General features: G+C 68.7%; 22 protein-coding genes. 2 read left to right on the top strand and 20 right to left on the bottom strand.

Going from position 1 to position 26,650, the window contains the following annotated elements:
* Nucleotides 1–3: 3 nt before the first annotated feature.
* The 5 genes from QRN16_RS18470 to QRN16_RS18450 all read right to left on the bottom strand — a co-directional run bounded on the left by QRN16_RS18470 (nucleotide 4) and on the right by QRN16_RS18450 (nucleotide 5,947).
* Nucleotides 4–1,254 (bottom strand): fatty acid desaturase family protein, encoded by a 1,251-nt coding sequence (locus QRN16_RS18470; protein ID WP_056447802.1) that lies wholly within the window; start codon nucleotides 1,252–1,254, stop codon nucleotides 4–6.
* 79 nt (nucleotides 1,255–1,333) lie between these two features.
* Nucleotides 1,334–2,599 (bottom strand): fatty acid desaturase family protein, encoded by a 1,266-nt coding sequence (locus tag QRN16_RS18465; RefSeq protein ID WP_056447798.1) that lies wholly within the window; start codon nucleotides 2,597–2,599, stop codon nucleotides 1,334–1,336.
* Nucleotides 2,600–2,742: 143 nt separating this feature from the next.
* Entirely contained in the window at nucleotides 2,743–3,858 is a 1,116-nt protein-coding gene (locus QRN16_RS18460) for a ferredoxin reductase (RefSeq protein WP_027506861.1), read from the bottom strand.
* A 100-nt stretch (nucleotides 3,859–3,958) separates the two neighbouring features.
* A complete protein-coding gene (locus QRN16_RS18455) occupies nucleotides 3,959–4,498 on the bottom strand; it encodes a DUF6912 family protein (protein WP_027506862.1) in 540 nt (179 codons plus the stop codon).
* Nucleotides 4,499–4,522: 24 nt separating this feature from the next.
* Nucleotides 4,523–5,947, bottom strand: coding sequence for a WS/DGAT/MGAT family O-acyltransferase (locus QRN16_RS18450; RefSeq protein WP_027506863.1), 1,425 nt, complete (start codon nucleotides 5,945–5,947; stop codon nucleotides 4,523–4,525).
* Between the two features lie 253 nt (nucleotides 5,948–6,200).
* Here QRN16_RS18450 and QRN16_RS18445 point away from each other — a divergent pair, with 253 nt between their 5' ends.
* Nucleotides 6,201–6,752 (top strand): Rv3235 family protein, encoded by a 552-nt coding sequence (locus QRN16_RS18445; protein WP_285188837.1) that lies wholly within the window; start codon nucleotides 6,201–6,203, stop codon nucleotides 6,750–6,752.
* 30 nt (nucleotides 6,753–6,782) lie between these two features.
* Here QRN16_RS18445 and secA read toward each other — a convergent pair whose 3' ends face one another.
* The 14 genes from secA to QRN16_RS18375 all read right to left on the bottom strand — a co-directional run bounded on the left by secA (nucleotide 6,783) and on the right by QRN16_RS18375 (nucleotide 25,531).
* Nucleotides 6,783–9,695 carry a preprotein translocase subunit SecA gene (secA, locus tag QRN16_RS18440; RefSeq protein ID WP_056447791.1) on the bottom strand — a complete coding sequence of 971 codons (2,913 nt, stop codon included), beginning with the start codon at nucleotides 9,693–9,695 and terminating at the stop codon, nucleotides 6,783–6,785.
* A gap of 218 nt (nucleotides 9,696–9,913) precedes the next feature.
* Complete coding sequence (gene hpf, locus QRN16_RS18435) at nucleotides 9,914–10,501, bottom strand: ribosome hibernation-promoting factor, HPF/YfiA family (RefSeq protein WP_027506865.1); 588 nt, start codon at nucleotides 10,499–10,501, stop codon at nucleotides 9,914–9,916.
* Nucleotides 10,502–10,947: 446 nt separating this feature from the next.
* Complete coding sequence (locus QRN16_RS18430; protein ID WP_285189044.1) at nucleotides 10,948–11,610, bottom strand: ComF family protein; 663 nt, start codon at nucleotides 11,608–11,610, stop codon at nucleotides 10,948–10,950.
* A 48-nt stretch (nucleotides 11,611–11,658) separates the two neighbouring features.
* Nucleotides 11,659–13,428 carry an MtrAB system accessory lipoprotein LpqB gene (lpqB, locus tag QRN16_RS18425; protein WP_027506867.1) on the bottom strand — a complete coding sequence of 590 codons (1,770 nt, stop codon included), beginning with the start codon at nucleotides 13,426–13,428 and terminating at the stop codon, nucleotides 11,659–11,661.
* Nucleotides 13,429–13,439: 11 nt separating this feature from the next.
* Nucleotides 13,440–15,125 (bottom strand): MtrAB system histidine kinase MtrB, encoded by a 1,686-nt coding sequence (mtrB, locus tag QRN16_RS18420; protein WP_027506868.1) that lies wholly within the window; start codon nucleotides 15,123–15,125, stop codon nucleotides 13,440–13,442.
* A gap of 28 nt (nucleotides 15,126–15,153) precedes the next feature.
* On the bottom strand, nucleotides 15,154–15,831 hold the full coding sequence (mtrA, locus tag QRN16_RS18415; RefSeq protein ID WP_027506869.1) for an MtrAB system response regulator MtrA: 678 nt from the start codon (nucleotides 15,829–15,831) through the stop codon (nucleotides 15,154–15,156).
* 5 nt (nucleotides 15,832–15,836) lie between these two features.
* A complete protein-coding gene (locus tag QRN16_RS18410; RefSeq protein WP_222638677.1) occupies nucleotides 15,837–16,520 on the bottom strand; it encodes a dTMP kinase in 684 nt (227 codons plus the stop codon).
* Between the two features lie 40 nt (nucleotides 16,521–16,560).
* A complete protein-coding gene (gene ahcY, locus QRN16_RS18405; RefSeq protein WP_037186733.1) occupies nucleotides 16,561–18,072 on the bottom strand; it encodes an adenosylhomocysteinase in 1,512 nt (503 codons plus the stop codon).
* A gap of 114 nt (nucleotides 18,073–18,186) precedes the next feature.
* Nucleotides 18,187–19,347, bottom strand: coding sequence for an alkane 1-monooxygenase (locus QRN16_RS18400; RefSeq protein WP_222650418.1), 1,161 nt, complete (start codon nucleotides 19,345–19,347; stop codon nucleotides 18,187–18,189).
* A 155-nt stretch (nucleotides 19,348–19,502) separates the two neighbouring features.
* Complete coding sequence (locus QRN16_RS18395; RefSeq protein WP_222628507.1) at nucleotides 19,503–20,930, bottom strand: amino acid permease; 1,428 nt, start codon at nucleotides 20,928–20,930, stop codon at nucleotides 19,503–19,505.
* 178 nt (nucleotides 20,931–21,108) lie between these two features.
* Complete coding sequence (gene manA, locus QRN16_RS18390; protein WP_285188831.1) at nucleotides 21,109–22,356, bottom strand: mannose-6-phosphate isomerase, class I; 1,248 nt, start codon at nucleotides 22,354–22,356, stop codon at nucleotides 21,109–21,111.
* A gap of 49 nt (nucleotides 22,357–22,405) precedes the next feature.
* Complete coding sequence (locus QRN16_RS18385; RefSeq protein WP_285188828.1) at nucleotides 22,406–23,560, bottom strand: tobH protein; 1,155 nt, start codon at nucleotides 23,558–23,560, stop codon at nucleotides 22,406–22,408.
* 56 nt (nucleotides 23,561–23,616) lie between these two features.
* Entirely contained in the window at nucleotides 23,617–24,987 is a 1,371-nt protein-coding gene (locus QRN16_RS18380) for a phosphomannomutase/phosphoglucomutase (RefSeq protein WP_056448043.1), read from the bottom strand.
* 136 nt (nucleotides 24,988–25,123) lie between these two features.
* Complete coding sequence (locus QRN16_RS18375) at nucleotides 25,124–25,531, bottom strand: DUF3499 domain-containing protein (RefSeq protein WP_200933827.1); 408 nt, start codon at nucleotides 25,529–25,531, stop codon at nucleotides 25,124–25,126.
* 167 nt (nucleotides 25,532–25,698) lie between these two features.
* On the opposite strand from QRN16_RS18375, the gene QRN16_RS18370 reads away from it, so the two are divergent.
* Nucleotides 25,699–26,121: a metallopeptidase family protein gene (locus QRN16_RS18370; protein ID WP_051613606.1), complete on the top strand. Its 423-nt coding sequence runs from the start codon at nucleotides 25,699–25,701 to the stop codon at nucleotides 26,119–26,121.
* Between the two features lie 50 nt (nucleotides 26,122–26,171).
* Here QRN16_RS18370 and QRN16_RS18365 read toward each other — a convergent pair whose 3' ends face one another.
* A complete protein-coding gene (locus QRN16_RS18365; protein WP_197027846.1) occupies nucleotides 26,172–26,402 on the bottom strand; it encodes a WhiB family transcriptional regulator in 231 nt (76 codons plus the stop codon).
* Nucleotides 26,403–26,650 lie beyond the last annotated feature (248 nt).

Below are 26,650 nucleotides of genomic sequence, written 5' to 3'. Positions count from 1 at the left end.
CGATCAGCGCGAGAGCAGCTTTCGCAGTCCCGTGCCGCGCTTGGATTCCTTGATCGCGGTCAGCAGACCGGCACGGCGACCGGTGACCGGATCGACGGTGGACGTGACCTGGCCGCCGAACTTGCGCTCGGATGCCGTCTCCGGTGCGTCGTCCGCCGTGGCCTTGAGGTACTTGTCGGGGAGCGACAGCTTCGCGATGGTGCGCCAGGACTTGCCGTACTGGGCGAGGAAAGGCCCTGTGGTGTACGGCAGGTCGTACTTCTCGCACAGTTCGCGGACCCGCACACTGATCGCGGCGAGCCGGTTGCTCGGCAGATCGGGGAACACGTGGTGCTCGATCTGGTAGCAGAGGTTGCCCGACATGAAGGCGAGGGTCGGTCCGGCGTGGAAGTTGGCGCTGCCCAACATCTGTCGGAGGTACCACTGCCCCTGCGTCTCGTCCTGGAGGTCGTGGCGCGTGAACTTCTCCGCACCGTCCGGGAAGTGACCGCAGAAGATGACGGCGTTCGTCCAGATGTTACGAATGACGTTCGCCATGATGTTGGCGGTCAACGTCTTCCGGTAGGACGCGGCGGGCGACAGCGACGTGATGGCCGGCGTGATCGCGTAGTCCTTCAGCATCTGGCGGCCGACCTTGTCGCCGACCTCCTTCAGCTTGCGTCGCGTCTCCTCCTTGGGCACACGGCCTTTCACGGCCTTGCCCAGCTCGAGATGCTGTACCGCCACGCCGTACTCGAACAGGAGCATCAGCAGCGTGTTGTAGACGAGGTTGCCGGCGTTGAACGGGACCCACTTGCGGTCACGCGTGACGCGGATGAGGCCGTAGCCCACGTCGTCGTCCATGCCCAGCACGTTGGTGTACTTGTGATGGATGTAGTTGTGGGTCTGCTTCCAGTGCTCGGACGGACCGGTGTTGTCCCATTCCCACGAGGTGGAATGGATCTCCGGGTCGTTCATCCAGTCCCACTGGCCGTGCATGACGTTGTGGCCGAGCTCCATGTTCTCGACGATCTTCGAGACACCGAGCATCGCGCTACCGGCCCACCATGCGGCGCGGTGGTTGCTGGCGAGCATCGTGGTGCGGCCGAGGGCCTCGAGGGAGCGCTGAAAACGGATGGTGTTGCGGATGTACCGCGCATCCTTCTCGCCGCGCGACTCCTCGATCTCCCGACGCAACGCGTCGAGTTCATGGCCCAGCGCCTCGACGTCGGCCTCGGTGAGGTGGGCATATTCCTTGACGTCGGAAATCGCCATGTGGTCACTCCTCGGCAGGTGGTCGATGCCCGTGTGGGCCTGACCGTGGTTACTCTACCGGAAGTTACGCACCCGTAGGTTACGCCGTCGTATCTGTGACCCGCTTCACTGCCTGACGCGCCTCGAGCCGCGCCTCGTGCAGGGCAGACCGCAGTCCGCGCTTGCGACCGGTGACCGGATCGAACCGCACCCGGTCCACGACGGAGGAGCCGGAGCTCTGGAAACGGCGCTCCGAACTGGTCTCCGGCGCATCGTCCGACGTGCGACGAAGCAGCTGGTCGGGCAGCGACAGTTTGAAGATGGTGCGCAGCGCCTTCCAGTACTGGGTCGCCAGGTTGCCGGTGGTGTACGGCAGGTCGTACTTGTCGCACAGGGCGCGCACCCGGACGGCCACCTCGGCGTACCGGTTGCTCGGCAGGTCCGGGAACAGGTGATGCTCGATCTGGTAGCAGAGGTTGCCGCTCATGAACGCCATCGTGGGGCCGGCCGTGAAGTTGGCGCTGCCGAGCATCTGCCGGAGGTACCACTCCTCGTGGGTCTCCGTCTCGAACTGGCCCATCGTGAACTTCTCGGCGCCGTCCGGGAAGTGACCGCAGAAGATCACGGCGTACGCCCACAGGTTCCGCACCACGTTGGCGGTGAGGTTCGCCCCGAGTGCACGACGCCACGCCGGACCCGCGAGCAGCGGGAAGAGCACGAAATCCTTGCCGACCTGCGACGCGACCTTCCGAGCGAACTCCTTGTTCGGCTCCGAGAGCAGCTGCGTCGCGGGAACACCGGCCTCGAGCTTCGCCGCGTCCAGGTCGTGCAGAGCGATGCCCCACTCGAACGTCAGTGCCAGCACCAGGTTGCCCAGGGGCTGCACCAGGTTGCGTGGCCGCCACTTCTCGTCGCGGGTCATCCGGAGGATCCCGAAGCCCACGTCGTGGTCCATGCCGACGATGTTGGTGTACGTGTGATGCGAGTAGTTGTGCGCACGCTTCCAGTGCGCGGACGGACCGGTCTGGTCCCACTCCCACGAGGTGGAGTGGATCTCCGGATCGTTCATCCAGTCCCACTGACCGTGAGAGACGTTGTGGCCCAACTCCATGTTCTCGATGATCTTGCTGGCCGCCAGCAGACCTGCGCCCACCAGCGCGGCCGAGCGCCAGCGGGAACCCATGATCGCGAGCCGTCCGCCGACCTCGAGCGCGCGCTGCAGCGCGATGGTGCGGCGGATGTACTCCGCGTCCTTGCGTCCTCGGGTGTCCTCGACGTCCCGACGGATGGCATCGAGTTCACGACCGAGGGACTCGATGTCCTCGTCGGTCAGATGTGCGAACTCCAAGATGTCCGTGATGGCCATGCTGGTCTACTCCCCGGATCGCGGTATGCCGTTCCTCGCACCGATTCGGTATCGGCGGGCAGGCCTTTCCGAGAATAGCGGACGAGCCTGTGCGCAGGGTGTGTGTGCGATCACCCCTGCGGCGCGACCCGGGGCCGACGAAGTCAGAGTTCGAGCGTGCAGTCCCCGGCAGCCGCGGAGATGCACGTCTGGATCCGCTCGCCGTGCGCATGCTCCTTGCCCGAGCGCAGATCTCGGACGTGACCGTCGGTCAGCGGCACCACGCACGTCTGGCAGATACCCATGCGGCAGCCGAAAGGCATTCGCACACCTGCCTTCTCACCGGCCTCCAACAACGTGGTGGCGCCGTCCACCGCCACCGTGCGGTCGGAGACGGAGAACGTGACCGTGCCGCCGTCGCTCGGCGCGCCGGTGCGCACGATCTCGAAACGCTCGGTGTGCAGGTTCTCCGAGATGCCTGCCTCCCGCCACACCCTCTCGATGTCGTCGAGCATCGCCGCCGGACCGCACGCCCACGTCTGCCGCTCGCGCCAGTCCGGGTAGTGCTCGTCGAGCGAGCCCAGATCGAACTTGCCGTCCGAGCGGGTGTGCTGCACGTGGGACACGACCGAGTCGTACTTCGCGTCGAGCGCCGCCAACTCCGAGGCGAACATCACGTCGTCCGCCGTGGGAGCCGAGTGCACGTGCACCACGTCGGGCATGTGGCCGCGCGAGTCGAGACTGCGCAGCATGCCGATCACCGGTGTGATGCCGCTGCCGGCCGTGACGAACAGGATCTTGGCCGGTGGCGGCTCCGGAAGGGCGAAGTTCCCCTTCGGCGCGGCGAGCCGCACGATCGTGCCCGACGGCACACCGCCGACGAGATGCGAGGACAGGAAACCTTCCGGCATCGCCTTGACGGCGATGGAGATCTGCTTGTCCTTCCAGTCGGGCGGCGACGTCAGGGAGTACGACCGCCAGTGCCACCGACCGTCGACGTGGAGGCCGATGCCGATGTACTGCCCCGGCCGGTAGTCGAAGTCGAAGCCCCATCCGGGCTTGATGACGATGGTCGCGGCGTCGCCGGTCACCTTCTCGATCCGCACGATGCGGCCGCGCAATTCGCGCGCGGACCACAGCGGATTGGCCAGGTGCAGGTAGTCGTCGGGAATCAACGGCGTGGTGATGCGCGCGAACGCACCGCGCACCACGTTCAGCGACGGCCGCCGCGGGGACGACACACTCGCGGCCGGGGCTTCGAGCCAGTCCTTGATTCCCATGTCACATCTCCTCGGTCGAGCGGCCACCACGGACGCAGTCGACGACTGCGACGAAACAGGGCGGTGTCGGAGCGGTTCCGGTGTCAGAGCAGTTCCGGTGTCAGAGCAGTTCCAGGAGAAACGGTATCTCCTGCGGTGCGTACCAGGCGAGTTCATGATCCTCGACGTCGCCCAGCACGAACTCGGCGTCGGGATCCCCCAGGTCGGCCGCGTCCACCGCGGCGACAGCGGCGCTCACGGCGGACTCGGCCGCCGCGAGATCGACGTGGACCGCCGCCACCTCCGTCAGGGAGAGCGGCGCCGGCAGGCGGACCACGGCGTCGTCGAGATCGGGACGCAGGGTCACCGGATCGACGTCGGCGGCGATGACGACGCGGCGGAAGCTCGGAGTGGCGTCGGCGACCTCGTCGGCGTCCCCGTCATCGTCTGAGTCGAGTTCCGGCTCACCGCCGATCAGGCGCAGCGACGCCCGCGCGGCCTCCCGCAGCGCGACGTCGGCCAACTCGTCGTCGTCACCGGAGACGTACGCCTCCCGCAACGTCGGCGTCACGGCGAAGGCCGTCCGACTGATCGGCGAGAACTCACCCTCGTCCACCAGTGTCTGCAACATCCGCATGGTCGCCGGAACGAACACCCTCACCTGCGCCTCATTCCCTCACCGTCGTCAGCGGACGTTCTTGTCGTCGCGCGCCGCGTCGACCAGTTCCTCGAGTGCCTCGTGCAGCAACGTGGTGATCACGTCGATGTCCGGCATCGCTGCCCGGTCCGCGTTCACACCGTAGTAGACGTTGCCGTCGTACGACGTCAGGCCGATGCTGAGCGCCTGATTGCGCACGAGCGGCGGCACCGGATACATCTCGAGCATGCGTGCACCGCCCGCGTAGAGCGGGAACTGGGGGCCGGGGGCGTTGGTGACGATGATGTTGAACATGCGCTGCGACAGGCTCGACCCGACGCGCGCACCCATCGCGTGCAGCGTGGCCGGCGCGAACCCGGACAGCGTGATGAGGGTCGACGCCGTCACACCGCGACTCTGTCCCAGGTGAGCCTCCGTCGCGTGCGACACGTGGGACAACCGCACCACGGCGTTCGGTTCGCCCACGGGCAGATCGATGAGGAAGGACTCGACCTCGTTGGGCGGCACGTCGCCCTCGTCGCCCGTCCCCGTGGCGGCCGCGTGCACCGACAGGGGCACCATCGCGCGCACCGTCGTGTACGGGCCGATGGGCTCACCGCGCGAGAGCAACCAGTTCCGCAGAGCACCGGACACGACCGTGAGCACGACGTCGTTCACCGTCCCCCCGAACTTCGACCGCACCATCCGGTAGTCGTCGAGATCGGTCTTGGCCACCGAGTACCGGCGGTTGCGGGAGATGGTCGTGTTCAGTGGACTCGTCGGTGCCGTCTGCGCCGCGGTGCGGACCACCGCCGCGAACTTGCCCACGGCGCGTACCGCCTCGCCGGCGGCGCGGGTGACGTCACCGACGGCTCCGCGCACCGCCTCCACGCCCTCGCCCGGCCGCGACACCATCTCGGCGAGCGCCCCGGCGACGAGCGCCTTCTCCGACGGTTCCCGCGCGGGCATCCACAGCTCCTCGGCCATCGGAGTCGGAGCCTTGGTGGCGTCCAGGATGACCTGACTGATCTCGAGCGCTTTGTCGCCGTCCACGATCGACGAGTGCGACTTGGTGAAGATCGCGAACCGGTTCCGTGCCAGACCCTCGACCAGGTACATCTCCCACAGCGGACGCGTGCGATCGAGAGGGCGTGAGGTGAGTCGCGCGACCAGGTCGTGCAGCTGTTCGGTGGATCCCGGCTTGGGCAGCGCGGAACGCCGGATGTGGTACGTGATGTCGAAGTCGCGGTCGTCGACCCACACGGGGCGAGCCAGGCCGAAGGCCACCTCGCGCACCTTCTGGCGATAGCGCGGAACGAGAGCGAGCCGGCTCTCGACGAGGGTGAGCAGTTCGTCGTAACTGAAACCCCCGCGCGGGAGCCGGAAGATGGCGAGCGACCCCACGTGCATGGGAGTCGTACTGGCCTCCAGGAAGTAGAAGGACGCGTCCTGAGTGGTGAGTCTGGTGGCCAACGCGCGAATCCCCTCGGTCGAGTGTGACGGGTCCCAGTCTCGCACGACAGATGAGACCGACCACGCTCACGATCGTCCTCGTGGTCCGCGCCGTGTCGGTTCCCCGTCGTCCTCGTCGGAATTCACCGACCCTGACGGGCTGCGGTGTGACGACGCCCCGCGTCTGCCTCGACGGGCCGGAACCGCGTCCGTGCGTGCGACACTCGCCGCACACCGGCCGTGGCCGCACAGGTACGAGCATGGAGGGGAACGCATGACATCGGAGGTCGTTCACGTGGCGCGGTTGCCGAGATCCGAGCCACCCGAGGTCGGCGCGACTCCCACGCGTGCACGCCCGACGACCCGGTCCGCGGGCCGAGCGCTCTCGTCGCCGCGCCCCGGCCCGCACTCGGGACGATCGACCTCGCGACCGACCCGGCCCGTCGTCGGACCGTCGGAGGCCGACGCGCGCACCGCCGCCGCGGCGCGGCACGTCGCCGATCGCGTCCTGCGTCTGACACTCGAGGTGGTGGACCGCCGCCGACCCGCGGCGTCCCTGCGCGCGGTGCTGTCACCGGCCATGGTCGGAATGGCGACAGCCCTGTCGACGGCGGCCGTGCCGGGCCGAACACTCGGTGTCGCCGTCGTCCGGACCATGCACGTGCGCGCCGCCGGTCCGGTGCCCGACGGCGCCGGGCACGGCGACGTCGAGGTCTTCGGCACCTACTCGCGTGGTGACCGCGTGTTCGCCGTCGCGGCACGACTGACGGCACGGCGCAACACCACCGGTCCGGCCTGGGTGCTCACGAGCCTGCGCCTGTCCTGAGGCGGCGGTCGCCGCCCCCGGACGAGCAGATCACTTGCGCCGCTTGGCCTTCGGTGCGCGCTTGACCGGCTTGACCCCGGCCCGAGCCGCCTCGCGGCGCTCGCGTCGGGTGCCGGAGCTCGACTCGCCCGTCGGCGACCCCGACCCGGCGCGGCGGACCGAGGTGCCGCCCGTCTCGTCGGGACCGGAATACGTCAGGCGACCGGTCGACTCGTCGTCCAACCCCTTGGCGCGCAGCGCGGCAGGTGCGGCGGGCCGCGGTTCGGGCGCCGATTCCGGCGTGGGTTCGGGTCGACGCTGCGCCGGCGCCGCGGGGGCGGCCTGCGCTGCAGGGGCGGCCTGCGCTGCCGGCGCCGGTCGGGCTGCGACGGGCGACTGCAGTCCCGCGCCCACCTGCAGGCCCGCGGAGGCCGCGGGGCTCGGCGCCGCCGCCTCGACCTGCAGGTTGAAGAGGAACCCGACGGACTCCTCCTTCAACCCGTCGAGCATGCCGGTGAACATGTCGTAGCCCTCGCGCTGGTACTCGACGAGGGGATCGCGCTGCGCCATCGCGCGCAGACCGATGCCCTCCTTGAGGTAGTCCATCTCGTAGAGGTGCTCACGCCACTTGCGGTCGAGCACGGACAGCAGCACCCGTCGTTCGAGCTCGCGCATACCGCCCTCGCCCGCGATCTCGTTGATCTCCGCCTCACGCGTGGCGTAGGCCGCGCGGGCGTCCTCGAGCAGCGCCTCGCGCAGGTCGTCCCGCGACAGGTCGCCCTTCTCGCCGAACTCGTTCTCCGCTGCGAGGTCGGTGTGCTGCACGCCCACCGGGTAGAGCGTCTTCAGCGCGGTCCACAGCTGTTCGAGGTCCCAGTCCTCGACGTAGCCCTCCGAGGTGGCGCCGTCGACGTACGCGGTGACCACGTCGGTGATCATCTGCTCGACCTGGCCCTCCATGTCCTCTCCGCGGAGGATGCGGCGACGCTCCTCGTAGATGACGGTGCGCTGCTGGTTCATCACCTCGTCGTACTTGAGGACGTTCTTGCGGATCTCGAAGTTCTGCTGCTCGACCTGCGTCTGCGCGCTCTTGATGGCCTTGGAGACCATCTTGGCCTCGATCGGGACGTCGTCCGGGAGGTTGAGTCGCGTCATGATCGACTCGAGAGCGGCACCGTTGAATCGGCGCATCAGCTCGTCGCCGAGCGACAGGTAGAACCGGCTCTCCCCCGGGTCGCCCTGACGACCCGAGCGTCCGCGCAACTGGTTGTCGATACGGCGCGAGTCGTGCCGCTCGGTACCGAGGACGTAGAGACCGCCCGCGTCGCGGACCTTGTCCGCATCCTCGCGGACCTGGTCCTTGACCTTCTCCAGCGTGGGCTCCCACGCCGCCTCGTACTCCTCCGGCGACTCGACGGGATCGAGCCCCTGCCCGCGCAGCGCGAGGTCCGCGATGATGTCCGGGTTGCCGCCGAGCACCACGTCGGTTCCTCGACCCGCCATGTTGGTGGCCACCGTCACCGCGCCGGACCGGCCGGCCTCGGCGATGATGGTCGCCTCCTGCTCGTGGAACTTGGCGTTGAGCACGTTGTGCGCGACACCGCGCTTGGTGAACTGCTTGGACAGGTACTCCGAGCGCTCGACACTGGTGGTACCGATCAGAACCGGCTGACCCTTCTCGTGCCGCTCGACGACGTCGTCGACGACGGCACTGAACTTGGCTTCCTCGCTCTTGTAGATGAGGTCGCCGTTGTCCACACGCACCATCGGGCGGTTGGTGGGAATGGGGATGACACCGAGCGAGTACGTCTGGTGCAGCTCGGCCGCCTCGGTCTCGGCGGTACCGGTCATGCCGGAGAGCTTGTCGTACAGACGGAAGTAGTTCTGCAGCGTGATCGTGGCGAGGGTCTGGTTCTCGGCCTTGATCTCCACCTTCTCCTTGGCCTCGATGGCCTGGTGCATGCCTTCGTTGTAGCGGCGCCCCACCAGGATGCGGCCGGTGAACTCGTCGACGATGATGACGTCGCCGTCTCGGACGATGTAGTCCTTGTCGCGCTGGTAGAGCTCCTTCGCCTTGATGGCGTTGTTCAGGTAGCTCACCAGCGGCGAGTTGGCGGCCTCGTACAGGTTGTCGATGCCCAGCTGGTCCTCGACGAACTCGACGCCCGCCTCGTGCACACCCACCGTGCGCTTCTTGATGTCCACCTCGTAGTGGACGTCCTTCTTCATCATGGGGGCGATGCGGGCGAACTCTGGGTACCACTTCGACGACGCGTCCGCGGGGCCCGAGATGATCAGCGGGGTACGGGCCTCGTCGATGAGGATCGAGTCCACCTCGTCCACCACGGCGAAGTTGTGTCCGCGCTGGACCAGGTCGTCCAGCGAGTGCGTCATGTTGTCGCGGAGGTAGTCGAAACCGAACTCGTTGTTGGTGCCGTACGTGATGTCGGCCGCGTAGGCGGCACGCCGCTCGGCGGGCGTCATGCCCGAGAGGATCACGTCCACGCTCAGTCCGAGGAAGCGGTGAACGCGGCCCATCCACTCCGAGTCACGCTTGGCCAGGTAGTCGTTGACCGTGACGACGTGGACGCCGTCACCGGACAGCGCGTTCAGGTACGCCGGGAGGACGCAGGTGAGGGTCTTACCCTCACCGGTCTTCATCTCGGCGACGTTGCCGAAGTGCAGCGCGGCACCGCCCATGACCTGGACGTCGAAGTGGCGCTGGGACAGCACCCGCTTGGACGCCTCGCGGGCGACCGCGAACGCCTCGGGCAGCAGTTCGTCGAGGCTCTCGCCGTCCTGGTGCCGCTTCGTGAACTCGTCGGTCTTCGCACGCAGTTCGGCGTCCGACAGGGACTCGACGTCCGGCGACAGGGACGACACGTGGTCGGCGATGTGCTTCAGCCGCTTGACCATGCGACCTTCACCGACACGGAGCAACTTGGACAACGACAACGTCGGCACGGGCTATTCGTCCTCAATATCGGGTACGTGGGGCGTGAACCGAGCCCGTCCACACGGGGGGCGCAGTTCGATGCGAAGAGACCTCGTCGGTCTCCCGGCGGAACCATCGTAGGCGTCGAGCCTGACAGCGCGCTGTGAGGCACACCGGATGTTCCGCGCACGACACCGGGCGCCCGCCGGAGCGGACGCCCGATGTGGTCGGCGCGGCGGTGCGAGCGTCAGGACAGACGCAGCAGTCCGTAGTCGAACGCGTGGCGGCGATAGACGACCGACGGCCGGTCGGACTCCTTGTCGTGGAACAGGAAGAAGTCGTGGCCCACGAGCTCCATCTCGTACAGGGCGTCGTCGACGGTCATCGGCACGGCCGGGTGTTCCTTGACGCGCACCACGGTGCCCGGGCCCTCGGTGGCGTGGTCGTCGACGGCGGGCGCCTCCTCGACGGGGGCAGTGACGGCCTCCTCGACGAGCGCGGCGGTCGCCTCGGCCACCGACACGGGCCGCTTCTCCCCGTAGTGGACCTTGCGGCGGTCCTTCGTCCGTCGGAGTCGACTCTCGAGCTTGGTGGTCGCCGACTCGAGGGCGGCGTAGAAACTGTCCGCGCAGGCCTCGGCACGCGCGACGGGCCCCTTGCCCCGCACGGTGATCTCGACTCGCTGGCAACTCTTGGACTGACGACGGTTGCGTTCGTGGAACAGCTCGACGTCGAACAGATGGATGGTGGGATCGAAGCGCTCGAGGCGAGCGAGCTTCTCGGAGACGTACAGGCGGAAGTGGTCGGGTATCTCGACGTTGCGACCCTTGACCACGACCTCGGCGGCGGGTTCGGCGCTCGAGCTGTCGTCGGCCGGGACGGCACTGGGTGCATCGTCGAAGTAGACGGAATCCGCAGTGGTGTCGGTCGAGTCGAGGGCGGTGGAGTCGTTCTGCTCCGGACCATGGGCGTGAGCTTCGCGGGGATGCGCGTGCACCCGGTGGGTGCTCGTGTGTGCAGTCGTCACTGGTGACGTTGTCGTCATACGTACCTCCCGATAGAGGCCGCGCCGAGATCGCTTCTGGCGCAGCGGAAGAACGGTGACACCGGAGCGCGGACCGCCCGGCGCCTTCGGTGGTGAGGCATCACCTCCAGACCCGGTAGCGAGGATCGATCGTGGCCCTGACCGTAGTCGCTCCCCGGGTGGTCTGCCACTGTTCACGGGATATTCACGGGACCTTTTCAGGCTCCCTTTCCGGCACCGGGACAGGCACTGCGACGTCAGCGCACGGCGGCGAGAACGAGCACCGCGTCGACACCGACACCGGACCGTCGCAGTGCCGCCACCGACTCCGCGGTGGTGGTTCCGGTGGTCACCACGTCGTCGACGAGCAGCACCGGTCCGCGACCGATCGCGGCGATGCCCCCGCTCCGGACACGGACCCGCCCCCGCAGGTTGTCCGCACGCTCGTCGGCGGTGAGACCGACGGAGTCACGCACCCGCGCGTCCACCCGCAGCACCGACACGACGCGCACGTCCTCCGGTGCGAGCACCCGCGCGACACGGCGGCAGGTACGCAGGATCGGATCACCACCGCGCGCCCGTGCCGCGCGGCGTCGGGACGGGGCCGGGACCAGCACGAGGGGCGACAGCTCGGGTGGATCGATCTCCCCGGCGTCGCGCAGGCGCGTCACGGCGGCGGCGAGGGCGACCCCGAGCGGTGCCGCGAGATCCCGCCGACCGCGTTCCTTCATCGCCAGGATCGACGCACGGTGCGGGCCGGCGTACGGGCCGAGCGCCCAGCACGGCACCCCGGGATCGACACGCGGCCGCACCGACCCCGGCGCCGCGTCGAGCGCGCAGGCGCAGGCGGGGCACCACGAGGCGTCGACACGGGCGCAGCCGCCGCACTCGCGGGGCAGGATGAGGTCCAGCAGGGTCATCGGCACCGGCACACTGTGTCGCGGGGCTCCGACAGAGTTCGCCGCTCGTCAGCCCGGCAGGACAGGCACGGACTTCGTGCCGGTCAGGCCGGGCACCTCGCGCCAGTAGCGGTCACTCGCCGGGTCGCTGTCGTCGATCTGGAACACGGCGCGCGAATCGGCCACGTAGGTGCTCGACGCGGAGGCGTCGACGGACACGACGGGAGCGGTGAGGTTGCGGCTGGGCAGCCCGTCGAGACGTGAGCCGTCGACGGCCACCTGCACGATCGGGATGTCGGTCGCCGCTCGGGCCACGACCACCGTGTCACCGGTGCTCCAGTCCAGGGACAGCGCCGCGCTCGCCAGACCGTTGGCCACCGCCTCGGGCTCGCGGAGTGCGTAGGTGCCGTCGGCGCGCCGCACCACCACCGCCACGTAGACGGCGCCGTCCACGATGAGAGCCGCTCGCACCCCGTCGCGGGAGAGCCGAAGTTCGGTGATCTGGCCGCCGAGCTCGGCGATGTCGGCGGAATCGACGTCCACCACCGACACCTGTCCGGTGGCCGGGTCGCGGACGGCGCGCTTGACCACGGTGCCGTCCACGACGGCCCACACGGCGTCTCGGTCGGGACCCCAGGTGGGCCGGGTGATCGAGCCACCCTCCGCGACCGGGAAGGCGTTGCCGCCGTAGGAGCCGATGAGCAGCGCGTCGGGCGGCTGCGGCGCCGCACGACCGGTGTCCGACACGGCCGCCACGAGCGTTCCGTCGCTGGACAACGAGATGGACCGCATGTTGTTGACGGTGCCGAAGTAGCCGGGAACCGGTGTCACGCCGTCGGTTCCGATGCGGACGAGCCCGCCGTTGCGCAGTGCGTGCAGGCCCACGTCGGCACCCGTCACCGCCAACGGATCGAATTCTGCGACCTCGGCGGTGGTCCAGCCGTCCGGATAGTTCGGGTCCAACGGCGCGCCGTCCGAGAGCAGGACGTAGGGACCCGACACCTCGGCCTCGGCCAGTGTCCAGATGATCTGCGCGGCAAGTAGTTCGCGGGTCGCGCGGTCCAGCGCACCGGCGCCCCGGAAGTCGATGCGGACACCGCCGAGACCGATGCCGACGGCCGAGGTACGCCCGTCGGCTTTCGTGATGGGACCGGCTGTGGTGACACCGTTGAACACGTTGCGCACCGCCGGCTCCAGCGACAGTCGCGGACCCGCCTGCAGCAGTGCCGTCAGGGTCTCTGTCATCCGGTCCTGCGTGGTGTTCACCCAACGCTGATCGGGCACCAGTTCGGTGCCGGTGGGATCGACGAAGTACAGCGACTTGCGCTGGTAGGAGGTGAGGAACTGGGTGCGGTCCATGACGACTCCGGACGGCAGCTCGTCGATCCGCCACTCGCCGTCCTCGCGGGCCAGCGTCACCTGGGTCTCGAACGATCCCTGCTCGGCGCGGTACTGCCCACCCTGATCGAGCTGCCCCACCCGGTTGGCTCGGATCGTGTACTGCGCGGCGTCACTCGACCGAGAGTCCTCGAGGACGTCCACCTTGTCCACGACGATCGCGCTGGCGCCGTCGTTCCACTCCGAGGCGGCGTTCGCCGTCAGGAACTGACGTGCACCCGCGTGGTCGTCCGCCGGATCGGTGCTGGCCTTCACGAAATCGCGGACCAGAAGATTGGGTTCACGACCCGCGGCGGGAACGGGGAGTTCCTGCTCGACGGGCCCCCGCGCGACGGTGCCGATGGCCTGCGGCGCAGACGACGCGGGCAACGACGCGCATCCGGACGCGACGAGCGCGAGCGCGGCCACGCACGCCACGAGGGCGGCTCGTCGCCGCGGCACGGTGCGGTCTCTCACGGTCGCTGCTCCCCCGCCGTGGCGCCGACACTCGTCGGGCGCGCCGCCGGAAGCGGCTGTCCCTGTGCGTACCTGCGGCCCGCGGGTCGCAGCGGCAGTGGGCTGGACACGACCTTGCGACCACGCACGCGCGGCAGCGTGAAGCGGAACCAGGCGCCCTGGCCCGGTTCGCCCCAGGCCTCGAGCTTGCCGTCGTGCAGGCGGGCGTCCTCGAGACTGATGGCGAGCCCCAGGCCTGTACCGCCCGAACGTCGCACGCGGGACGGATCCGACCGCCAGAAGCGGTTGAACACGAGCTTCTCCTCACCGGGGCGCAGTCCCACACCCTGGTCCCGCACGACGAAGGCGGCGGCGTCGTCGTCCGCGCGCAGGCGCAGCAGGACGGGCTTGCCCTCCCCGTGGTCGAGAGCGTTCGCCAACAGGTTGCGCAGCACGCGTTCGACACGGCGCGGGTCCACCTCGGCGTTGACCGGCTCGTCGGGCATGTCGACGATCAGCTCGGTGCCCGTCTCGCGGGCGAGGTGCCGCACGGTGGACACCGCGGCGCGGGCGCACATACGGAGATCGAGTTGCTCCGACGCCAGTTCGGCGACGCCCGCGTCGTGGCGGGAGATCTCGAGCAGATCGTTGAGCAGTGTCTCGAAACGGTCCAGCTCGGCGACCAGCAACTCGGACGAGCGCTTGAGCAGCGGATCGAGACTCTCACTGGCGTCGTGGATGAGCTCGGCGGCCATGCGGACGGTGGTGAGCGGCGTTCGCAGCTCGTGCGAGACGTCGGACGTGAACTGGCGCTGCAGGTTTCCGAACTCCTCGAGCTGGGTGATCTGCTTCGACAGGCTCTCGGCCATCTCGTTGAACGACATGGCGAGCCGGGCGATGTCGTCCTCGCCGCGCACCGGCATCCGTTCCTTGAGCCGGCCGTCCGCGAAGCGCACCGCGATGCGCGACGCCGATCTGATGGGGACCACCACCTGCCGGGCGACCAGCATCGAGATGGCCGCGAGCAGCACCAGCAGGACCGCACCGCCGATGAGCAGGGTTCCGCGCACGAGGGCGAGGCTGCGATCCTCTCCCGCGAGGGGGAACACCAGGTACAGCTCGAGGGTGGAGAGGTCCGACGCGGTGGGACTGCCGACGATGAGGGCCGGACCCGAGTAGCCGTCCGGTTCCGACACGGTCGCGTACTGGTAGCTCACCTGGCCGGCCTGGACGAACGAGCGCAACGTCTGCGGGATCTGGTCGGCGGGACCGGTGAACAGCTCGTCGCGGGCTCCGTCGCCGGGGACGATGAGCACGGGGTCGAACGTGCCGGCGGACGTGCTGTCCGCGCCGCTCTCGGTGTCCCGGCTCGTCAGACCGGACCGAGCGAGCTCCAGACGGTTCGAGATCGACGTCGAGTCGTCGCCCGCCAACTGGCTCTCGACGGACGCACGCGCGCGATCGAGCTCCTTCGTGGCGGCGTCGATCTTGGTGTCGAGAAGTCGATCCGTGATCTGACTCGTGAGCACGACGCCGAGGATCGTGATCACGATGAGGGAGAGCGTCAGCGTCGACACGACGACGCGCAACTGCAGCGACCGACGCCACGCGTGACCGGCGGCAGCCCACATGGACCGGGACCATCGCACCAGAGGCGAGAAGGTTCCGTTGATGCGTCGACGGGAGCGGGACGTGAAGATCACCGACCGTCCCGCAGTCGATCGGCTCCGATCACGGCGGGCCGGCCTTGTACCCGACACCGCGCACGGTGAGAACCACCTCGGGGTTCTCCGGATCCGTCTCCACCTTGGCGCGCAGTCGCTGGACGTGCACGTTCACGAGGCGGGTGTCGGCGGCGTGCCGGTATCCCCACACCTGTTCGAGCAGCACCTCGCGGGTGAAGACCTGTCGAGGCTTGCGGGCCAGCGCCACCAACAGGTCGAACTCGAGCGGCGTCAGCGAGATGAGCGAGCCGTCGCGGGTGACCTTGTGCGCCGGAACGTCGATGACGACGTCGCCGATCGACAGGAGCTCGGCCGGCTCCTCCTCGGTGCGTCGCAAGCGCGCACGGACGCGCGCCACGAGCTCCTTCGGCTTGAAGGGTTTCATGATGTAGTCGTCGGCGCCGGACTCGAGTCCCAGCACGACGTCGACCGTGTCGGTCTTGGCGGTGAGCATCACGATCGGCACACCGGAGTCCGCCCGCAGCACGCGGCAGACGTCGATGCCGTTCATACCGGGGAGCATCAGGTCGAGCAGCACCAGATCCGGTCGGTTCTCCCGGACGGCGGACAGCGCCTGGGTGCCGTCTCCCACCACGAACGGCTCGAATCCCTCACCGCGCAACACGATGGTGAGCATCTCGGCAAGAGCCGTATCGTCGTCGACGACCAGAATTCGTGGCTTCATGACGACTATCGTGTCATCCCGTCGTACTCCGCAGTCTGATTGAGAAGTTCGGCGGCGAGTCTCGTCACGTCGACCTGCTCACCGTCCGCCTGCGCGCCGTTCACGACGAACCACGGCGACATCCACGACGAGGCCGCGAGTCCCGCGTAGACCGCCGCGGTACGGGCCTGGAGACCACCGTCGCGCTCGTACGCGTCGCGGGCCCGCGACGGATCCTCCTGCTCCCGACCACGCGCGCGATGCTCCGCGACCTCGACCGGAACGTCGAGGAGAATCTGGGCGGAGGGACGCGGCAGGACGAGGCGATCGAACTCGAGCGCGCGCACCCACTCGACCATCGCACCGTCCGCGTCCTGGTGGACCCGCGCGGCAGAGTACGCCGCGTTGGACGCGACGTAGCGATCGAGCAGAACCACGTCGTGCCGGTGCAGCATCCGACGGAGGTCGGACACCGCACCGGCACGATCGAGGGCGAACAGCACTGCCATCGAGTTCACCCCGGCGGCGAGATCGCCGTGCTCACCGGCCAGCGCCTCGGCGGCCAGGTCGGCGTGGATCGACTCCCCGTAGCGGGGGAAACCGACGCGGACGGCGTCCACGCCGGCGGCCTCCCACGCGTGCGTGAGGCGGGACGAGAGCGTGAACTTGCCTGCTCCGTCGACGCCCTCGATCGCGATGAGAGTGCCCATCGACTCCACTCCTGCCTGTCGAGTCCTACGGGACCGAGTGTCAGTACCGGTAGTGCTCGGGCTTGTACGGGCCCTCGACGTCGACACCGATGTACTCGGCCTGCTCCTTGCTGAGCTTGGTCAGCGTGCCACCGAGAGCCTCGACGTGGATCTTGGCGACCTTCTCGTCGAGGTGCTTCGGCAGGCGGTAGACCTCGTTGTCGTACTCGTCCGGCTTGGTCCACAGCTCGATCTGCGCGATGACTTGGTTGGAGAAGCTGTTGCTCATGACGAACGACGGGTGACCGGTGGCGTTGCCGAGGTTCAGCAGACGACCCTCCGAGAGGACGACGATCGACTTGCCGCTGGAGAAGATCCACTGATCGACCTGCGGCTTGATGTTGATGCGTGTCGAACCGGACCGCTCGAGACCGGCCATGTCGATCTCGTTGTCGAAGTGGCCGATGTTGCCGAGGATGGCCTTGTCCTTCATCGACCGCATGTGGTCGAGCGTGATGATGTCCTTGTTGCCCGTCGCGGTGATGACGATGTCGGCCTTGCCGATCGCCTCGTCCACCGTGACGACGTCGAACCCGTCCATGAGCGCCTGGAGCGCGTTGATCGGGTCGACCTCGGTGACCTGGACGCGCGCGCCCTGACCGGCCAGCGACTCGGCGCTGCCCTTGCCCACGTCGCCGTAGCCGCAGATCAGGACCTTCTTGCCACCGATCAGCACGTCGGTGCCGCGGTTGATGCCGTCGATCAGCGAGTGGCGGGTGCCGTAGGTGTTGTCGAACTTGCTCTTGGTGACCGAGTCGTTGACGTTGATCGCCGGGAAGGTCAGCTCGCCGGCCGCGGCGAACTGGTACAGGCGCAGCACGCCGGTGGTGGTCTCCTCGGTGACACCCTTGACCGACTCGGCGATGCTCGTCCACTTGGTGGCGTCCTGCGCGAGCGACTCGCGGAGCAGTCCGAGGAAGACCTTGTACTCGTCGGAGTCGCGGTCCTCGTCGACGGGCGGCACGACGCCGGCCTTCTCGAACTGCGCACCGCGCAGAACCAGCATCGTGGCGTCTCCGCCGTCGTCGAGGATCATGTTGGCGTGGCGGGGAGTGCCGTCCTCGGCGACCGGCCAGGTCAGCATCTTCTCGGCGGCCCACCAGTACTCGGCCAGCGATTCGCCCTTCCAGGCGAACACCGGGATTCCCTGCGGATCCTCGGGCGTGCCGTGGGGTCCGACGACGATCGCGGCGGCGGCGTGATCCTGGGTGGAGAAGATGTTGCACGATGCCCACCGCACCTCGGCTCCGAGCGAGACCAGCGTCTCGATCAGGACGGCGGTCTGGACCGTCATGTGCAGCGACCCGGAGATCCGTGCACCCTTCAGCGGCTGCACGTCGGCGTACTCGCGACGCAGGGACATGAGGCCGGGCATCTCGTGCTCCGCGAGGCCGATCTCCTTGCGGCCGTACTCAGCCAGCGAGAGATCCGCGACCTTGAACTCGATGCCACCGCGGATGTCCGCCTGCAGCGCCTCGGTGCTCGAAATGTCGGGGGATGTCGATGTCGTCATTGTGTGATGCCACTCCTGTCGGCTGATGATCGGCTTCCAGGCTATCGGCTCACGGCTGCCCGCGGGTGGGTCGGGGCCACGACGTGTCCGGTTCCGTCGTCTCGCGCCGACGGGTCAGGCGGCGGCGGCGCGTTCGGGAACGGTCGCCCAGCGCCGTTCCAGTCGAGCGCGGGCGCTCGGCTGCAGGTTCGCGCGGGTGACGTCGCCGTCGTAGTGCGCGACGACCCTGGGGTCCATCACGCGACGCCACAGGGGCGGGACGGCCGCGAGGACGACCATCGTCGCGTAGCCGGCCGGCAGTTGCGGCGCCTCGTCGAAGGTGCGCAACGTCTGGAACCGGCGGCCCGGGTTCGCATGATGGTCGCTGTGCCGCTGCAGGTGGTACAGGAAGATGTTGGTGACGATCCGATCGCTGTTCCAGCTGTGCCGCGGCGCGCACCGCTCGTACCGGCCCGTGGGTGTCCGTCCCCGGAGCAGCCCGTAGTGCTCGATGTAGTTGACGGACTCGAGGGTCATCACGCCGACCACCGCCTGGAGCACGAGGAACGGCAGGATGCCGACGCCGAAGACGGCGACCAGGACACCGAAGAGTGCAGCGGACATCGCCCACGCGTTGAGCACGTTGTTGCGGATCGTCCACACGCCGCTGCCCTTGCGCTCGAGACGCTGCTTCTCCAGCTCCCAGGAGGACACGAGGCCGCCGCTGACACTGCGGGACAGGAACCGGTAGAGGGACTCGCCCATGCGCGCGCTGGCCGGGTCGGCGGGCGTCGCGACACGCGCATGGTGTCCGCGGTTGTGTTCGACGTGAAAATGGCCGTACAGGCTCTGCGCCAGAGCGATCTTGGCCAGCCAGCGCTCGGTGCTCTCCACCCGATGACCGAGCTCGTGCGCCGCGTTGATCCCGATGCCGGCGACGAGACCGACACTGACCGCGTACCCGATCTTGTCGACGGCGGACAGGGTGCCGAAGGTGACGAGGTAGCACGCGACACCGAGCCCCGCGTACTGCACCGGAAGGAACAGGAACGTGCACCACCGGTAGAAACGGTCGTGCTGCAGGTCCTGCACCTGCGCGTCGGACGGATTGTTGCCGTCCTCCCCCGCCAGCGCGTCGACCACGGGGATGACCAGGAAGAACAGCATCGCGCCGCTCCACCAGAAGGCCGACACCCCCGTGTGCAGAACCAGTTGGGACGGCAGCAGTGCCGAGGCGGGCGCCAAGATCCCCAGCAGCCAGAGCAGCTTCTTCGGGTCGTGCCACCGCCGCGCCATACGTCAACTCCTCGACATCGAGTGGACTCCGTGGCGGACTCGTGCCCACCGCAGAAACAAACTTTCGGTCTCGAATCCGAGTGTAGAGCAAGTAGCGCGACGGTCCGACGATCCGAATGGTGAGATCGGTCCGTTATCGGCGCGAAATATGGTGACTAGTGGGTGTCATCCGCATGCTGCCGGGCTCCGAGCACCGAGTGGCGGCGGCTGTAGCCGAAGTACACCACGACTCCGAGCGCCATCCAGACGACGAACCGCAGCCACGTCTCCACCGACAGGTTCAGCATCAGCCACACGCAGGCCAGCACGGCGAGGATCGGCACCAGCGGAACCAGGGGGACGCGGAAGCCGCGCTTCAGGTCGGGACGGGTTCGACGCAGGACGACGACACCGATGGAGACCAGGACGAAGGCGAACAGGGTGCCGATGTTGACCATCTCCTCGAGCGTCCCGATGGGGAAGAACGCCGCGAGAAGGCCGACCACGATGCCGACGAGCACGGTGATGCGCACCGGGGTGCCACGGCTCCCCGTCTTCGCGAGACGACGCGGCATCAGACCGTCGCGCGACATCGCGAAGAGCACGCGCGACTGTCCCAGCATGAGCACCATGACCACGGTCGTGAGTCCGGCCAGCGCACCGAAGGAGATCACCTTCGACGCCCAGGTGATGCCGTTAAGTTCGAACGCCGTGGCCAGGGTCGCGCCCTCGCCACCGAGTTCGGTGTACTTCACCATTCCGGTCAGCACCAGGGTGACCGCGACGTACAGGATCGTGACGATCAGGAGCGAGCCCAGGATTCCGCGCGGCAGGGCCTTCTGCGGATCGGACGCCTCCTCGGCCGTGGTGGCCACCACGTCGAAGCCGATGAACGCGAAGAACACGAGACTCGCGGCGGCCAGGAGTCCGTACCAGCCGAAGTTGCTGCCCTCGGCGCCGGTGACGAAGGAGAACAGCGACTGGGTGAGGCCCGACTCCTTCTCGGCGGGGACGGCGGGCGGGATGTAGGGCGAGTAGTTCGCCGCTTTGATGTAGAACGCTCCGACCACGACGATGAGCAGCACGACGCCCACCTTGATCGCGGTGATGACGAGGGAGACGCGCGAGGAGATCTTCACACCCGTCGCGAGCAGGACGGTGAGCACCGCGACGATGACCAGGGCACCCCAGTCGACGTCGAGTCCGCCGATGGACACCACGGGCGACGACGTCCCGAGTACCTCACCGAGGTACAGGGACCAGCCCTTCGCCACGACGGCCGACGCGAGGGCGAACTCCAGGATCAGGTCCCAGCCGATGATCCACGCGACGAACTCTCCGAAAGTGGCGTACGAGAACGTGTACGCGCTGCCCGCGACCGGCACCGTCGAGGCGAACTCGGCGTAGCAGAGCGCGGCGAGTCCGCACGCGATCGCGGCGAACACGAAAGCGAGCGAGACGGACGGGCCCGCGACGTTCCCGGCGGTGCGCGCCGTCAGGGTGAAGATGCCCGCACCCACGGCGACCGCGACACCGAAGACGGTGAGATCCCACGATGACAGGCTCTTGCGAAGTTTCGTGTCCGGCTCGTCCGTGTCGCGCATCGACTGCTCGATGGACTTCGTTCTGCGCAGACCGGTGTTGCGCGAACCGGGTGCGTCCTTGCCGTCGATGGTCACCGTCGAAACTCCTCACGTCCTCCGGGCGGCCGTCGACCGCCCGAGGTCATCGTCACACGAACACTGAACTAGGCGGGACGTATCCGCCAGCGTGTCGGGGCCGTCAGATCCCGCCGACGCCCGCCACGAACACGCGAGCCGAGTCGGTGAGAGCACACAGCTGCGGGTCCGGATCGGACGCGGCGATCCAGACGGCACTTCCCCGCTCCACGACCAGGGTGGACTCACCCGAGGAGACCTGTACCCGACCGTCGACACACAGGACGATGCGCGGCGCGGCGTCACCGTCGTGCGCGAGCGTCCACGGCTCACCGTCGCCGGACGCCGCGGACAATTCGACACCGACGAGTGCGAACTCCGGTGCCGGCGTGGGATAGCGCACCACGTGCGGACGGCTGGTGTCGGCGACGAGGACCGGTGAGTCGAGCGGCTCGAAGTCGAGCACCCGCAACAGTTCCGGGACGTCGACGTGCTTGGGCGTGAGTCCCCCACGCAACACGTTGTCCGAGTTGGCCATGATCTCCACCGCGGTTCCGCGCAGGTACGCGTGGAGGTTTCCGGCGTCCAGGTACAGAGCTTCGCCCGGCTGCAGCGTGACCCGGTTGAGCAGCAACGCCGCGAGCACGCCCGCATCGCCGGGGTAGTACTCCCCCAATTCCAGTGCGGTGCGCAGTTCCGGCACGAAGGTGCGGTCCCCGGTCTTCTCGGCACGTTCGAGAGCGCGGACGCACGCGTCCAGAACGGCCGGCAGCACGGAGTCCAACGCCCGCTGCGGCAGAGTGATCCATGAGGTGAAGAGGGTGCGCAGGCCGCTCGAATCCGGTTGCGCGGCAAGCATCTCGGTGTAGGGACGCAGCTCGTCCGCATCGAGCCGACCGAACAGCTCCACCGTCTCGGCGGGACTGCGGAACCCGGCGAGCGCGTCGAACTCCGTCAGGGCGACCACGAGCTCGGGCTTGTGGCTGGCGTCCTTGTAGTTCCGGACGGAGGCGTCGAGGGGCACGCCCGCGGCGTTCTCCCGTCGGAAACCCTCGCGCGCCTGGTCCGAGGAGGGGTGAGCCTGCAGCGACAGCGGCTCCTCGGCCGCCAGGAACTTCACGAGGAACGGCAGGCGCGGACCGTGCCGCTCCACCACACCGGTTCCGAGCAGTCCGGTCGGATCGGAGTCGATGGCCTCGAGAAGCGAGACCCGACCGCGCGGCGTGACGAGATGCGCCGGGTCGCCCGGATGAGCACCGAACCACAACTCCGCCTCGGGATGCCGGGTGGGTGCGGGCACGCCGCGCAGTTCGGCGAGAGCCGTGCGCGAACCCCACGCGTAGGACCGTGCTGTTCCGTCGAGGAGATTCACCGACCACCACCTGCCGTCGTCATCGCTGCGAACCCGGACACGGCTGGGGTCACTCCCTGCCTCCCGAGGCCTGAGAATTCGAGAGTTGGAGATAGGCCGCCGCGGCCTCGATCCGCACCGCCAGGACGAGCGCCCTGCGCAGCGACGCCCCGACCGGCGTCGTGGGACCGGGCACCGCGGCGGGCGCGGGCGCCTCCAGATCCGTGCGGGGACCACCGTCGTCGTCGGCGCGCACCACGTCGACCTCACCCAGGACGGCCACCCGCCGGCGGACCAGACTGTCGTCGGGGTCGGTCGACACGGTGAACACCCGAACGGGATCGGCCGGGGGCGGACCGTCGAGTTGGTCGTCGTGGAACAGCGGGTCGTAGTCGACACTGCCGCTCTCGGCGGAGTCCCCACCGATCGCGCCGAGGTCGTGGATCACACCGACGGCATCGGAGAGTTCGGTGGCCGCCGCCACGACGCCCGCGGCCCGCAGCAGGGACGCGGCTCCGTGCCGGGCCACCTCGGTCGCCACCACGCCGTCACCGGTCATGAGGACCCGACGACCCGCCATCCGGGACGCCAGACCTTTCGCGGGATTCTGGAACACCTCGACGGACGCGTGGTGCCGCATGGCCTCCGCGTCCACCGCGTCGGCCACCGCGTCGAGGTCACCGACCGACGACGCCGGGTCCACCGCAGCGAGTACCGCGGCCATCACCGCGACGTGCCGGGCGTAGGAGTTGCGATCGAGGACACGGACTCGCGGCGGGAAGGACACCACCCGGCCGGCACCGGCGTCCGCGACAGGACCCTCGTCCGGTACGGCCACCACGACCTCGGCGCGCCGACGTACCCCGGCGGCGACGGACTCCGCGATGGCCGGATCGCCGGCGTCGTCGCCGGCCACGACCACGACGTCCAGGGGTCCGACCCACGGCGGGGTCGCGGCGAGCGAGACGACCGGCACGCCGGCGGTCGGAGCGAGGACCGCGGCGACCAGCGCCGACGCCCTCCGGGCGGGACCGGACGCGGCGACGAGCACGACACTGCGGGGACGCAGACCGTCCAGCGGCGCCAGCAGGCCCTCGCGGACGGCGGACGCGGTGGCGCGGATCTGTGCGCCGGCCAGCGCGGCGGAGTGCAGTGCGCCCAACGAGTCCGCAGCCAGTATCGCGCTCGCGTCGTCGAGATCGACGTACGCCGAAGGAGCAGTCATGGGCACCTCACCCGCCTCTCTCGTTCCGTATCCCCCACTATGTCAGTCCGCAACCGTCACGCGCGGACGATGCTCAGGATCTCCGTCGTCAGGCGGTCCACGTCCTCGGGGGTGCGTGCCTCGACATTGAGTCGGAGCAGGGGCTCGGTGTTGGAGGCGCGGAGGTTGAACCACGCGCTGTCACCGAGATCGACCGTCACACCGTCCAGTTCGTCGGTGGAGACGGTGCGATCGGCAAACGCCGCGACCACCGCGGCGGTGCGCTCACGAGCGTCGGCCACCGTCGAGTTGATCTCGCCCGATGCCGCGTACACCTCGTACTTGCGCATCAGGGCGGACAACGGCTCGTCCTGTGTCCCGAGCGCGGCGAGCACGTGCAGCGCTGCGAGCATGCCCGAATCGGCGCCCCAGAAGTCGCGGAAGTAGTAGTGCGCCGAGTGCTCGCCGCCGAACACCGCGCCGGTCTCGGCCATCAGTGCCTTGATGAACGAGTGGCCGACCCGGGTGCGCACGGCGGTACCGCCGAGCAGCTCCACCAACTCGGGCACCGACCGTGAGGTGATGAGGTTGTGGATGATGGTCGATGAGGGGTGCTTGCCCAGCTCCCGCTCGGCCACCAGCGCGGTGATCGCGGACGGTGAGACGGGCTCGCCGCGCTCGTCCACCACGAAGCAGCGGTCCGCGTCGCCGTCGAACGCGAGGCCGATGTCCGCGCCCGTCTCGGTGACGAACTTCTGCAGATCGACGAGGTTCGCCGGCTCCAGCGGGTTCGCCTCGTGGTTGGGGAACGTGCCGTCGAGTTCGAAGTACAGGGGGTGCACGGTCACCGACGTCGGGTCCAGGACCGCGGGCACCGTGTGCCCGCCCATGCCGTTGCCGGCGTCCACCGCGACCGACAGCGGACGGATGTCGCTGATGTCCACGAGGTCGCGCACGAACGTGGCGTAGTCCGCGAGCACGTCCTGCTCGCTGATCGTGCCCGGCGCACCGTCGAACGTCGGGACGCCGTCGATGATCTCGGCAGAGATGGTGGCGAGTCCCGAGTCCTGGCCGACGGGCTTCGCGCCGGCCCGGCACAGCTTGATCCCGTTGTACTTCGCCGGGTTGTGGCTGGCGGTGAACATCGCACCGGGGCAGTCGAGCCGACCGGAGGCGAAGTAGAGCTGGTCGGTCGACGCGAGGCCGATGAGAACGACGTCGAGACCCTGTGAGGTCACCCCTCGCGCGAAGGCGGCCGACAGTGCGGGAGACGAGTCGCGCATGTCGTGCCCGACCACGACGCGCTGCGAGACGCCCTCGCCGCGTACGAGTCTCGCGAAGGCGGCCCCCACGTCGGCGACGAAGTCCTCGTCGATCTGCTCTCCGACGACACCGCGCACGTCGTACGCCTTGATGACGCTGTGAACCAGGTCAGCTGGTCGGGCCACTGCACACTCCTGCATCTGGGACGAACCGGACGGATCACGCACGACGACGAGTCGGCGAGACCATGCTGGGAGCCTAGTGCCCGGGGGCGACGCGCGAGCAGTCCTGCAGCCCGACGCCGCGCGCAGGAACAGTCGTTCAGCTGGTGGGGTCGGGAAGAACGCGCAGATGTCCGCGTCGACCCGTGCGTGTCGGCGCGGCGGCCGGTACGTCGGCGGAGGTGCGCGTGTCGAACGACGAACCACGTCGACCGAGGGACGGAGCGGGACGCTCACGCGCACCGGCCTCGCGGACGGCCTCGGCGAGTGCGGTCAGATCGTCGTCGTCGGGGCTGGACGTGGAGAACCCACCCTCGTAGCGCACCATCTCCCACCCCTTGGGGGCGGTGATCGACGAACCGTGCACCTCGCACAGATCCCAGGAATGGGGCTCGTCCACGGTGGCGAGAGGTCCGACGACGGCGGTCGAGTCGGAGTACACGTACGTCAACGTCGCGACGGCCGGTCTCTTGCATCCCGGTCGGCAGCATCCCCGCACAGCTCTCACAGGTCGAACCCTAGCGCGTGTCCTCCGGCGTGCCTCGCAGGACACGGTCGTAGCATGGGCGCGTGTCGTTCACCGGATCCTCTCAACCCCGCGGCCGCGCCGGCGGCCGTCCCGGACGGGAACATCGGGCGTCCAGCTCGCGGTCCGCGGCGCGGCGGGGTCGCGGAATGCGCGGCACCCTGTTCCCCGACACGGTGCCCGCACGCAGGTCTCGCGCCGAGAAGTTCGATGCGGCGGTGCTGGACGCGTTCGCCGAGATCGACCGCAAGTGGCACGACCGGCTGACGAAACTGGACATCGCCGTCGACGACGTGCCGAAGATCCGTGCGGTGGACCCGGAATCGGTGAACTGGCCACCCGAGGTCGTGGCCGAGGGCCCGGTGCCGTTGTCGAGACTCGTTCCGGCGGGAGTGGACACGCGCGGAGCGACGACGCGGGCTCGGATCGTGCTGTTCCGTCGGCCCCTCGAGCGGAGAGCACACGACTCGCTGGAGCTGACGGACCTGGTGCACGACGTGTTGGTGGAGCAGGTGGCGACCTACCTGGGGGTCACGCCCGAGGTGGTCGACCCCGACACCGAGGACGACTGACACCCCGGCGCCTGCAGCGCGTCGTTCGGCGGCTGCGGTGACGCGACGCGTCAGATGATGCCGCGCTTGAGGCGGCGACGTTCGCGCTCGGACAGCCCACCCCAGATGCCGAACCGCTCGTCGTGCGCCAAGGCGTACTCGAGGCAGTCGTCCTTCACCTCGCACCCGAGGCAGATGCGCTTGGCCTCGCGCGTCGAGCCGCCCTTCTCCGGGAAGAACGCCTCGGGATCGGTCTGAGCGCACAGAGCGCGCTCCTGCCACTGATCCTCGAGCGGATCCATGTCGCCCGGCACCAGACTCAGATGCAGTGCGGGCGCAGGCATTCCGAGGCTCGTGAGCGGCGGGTCGACGTCGTCGACCGAAACGTCCTCCGGGTCGATCCCGTCCACGGGGTCCGCCGGGGCGTCCTCCGTCACGGCATCCACGTGCAGTACGTCGTCGAGTTCCCCGACGGGGGACTCCTGTCGACCGAGGTCGTGGTGTTGTTCCGGCATCACGTCCGCCTCCTCACCTGTTCGAGCGCAGTTGT

The organism is Rhodococcus sp. MEB041, from assembly GCF_030208955.1.
Lineage (GTDB): Bacteria > Actinomycetota > Actinomycetes > Mycobacteriales > Mycobacteriaceae > Rhodococcoides.
This window is presented reverse-complemented; position numbering and strand designations above follow the sequence as displayed.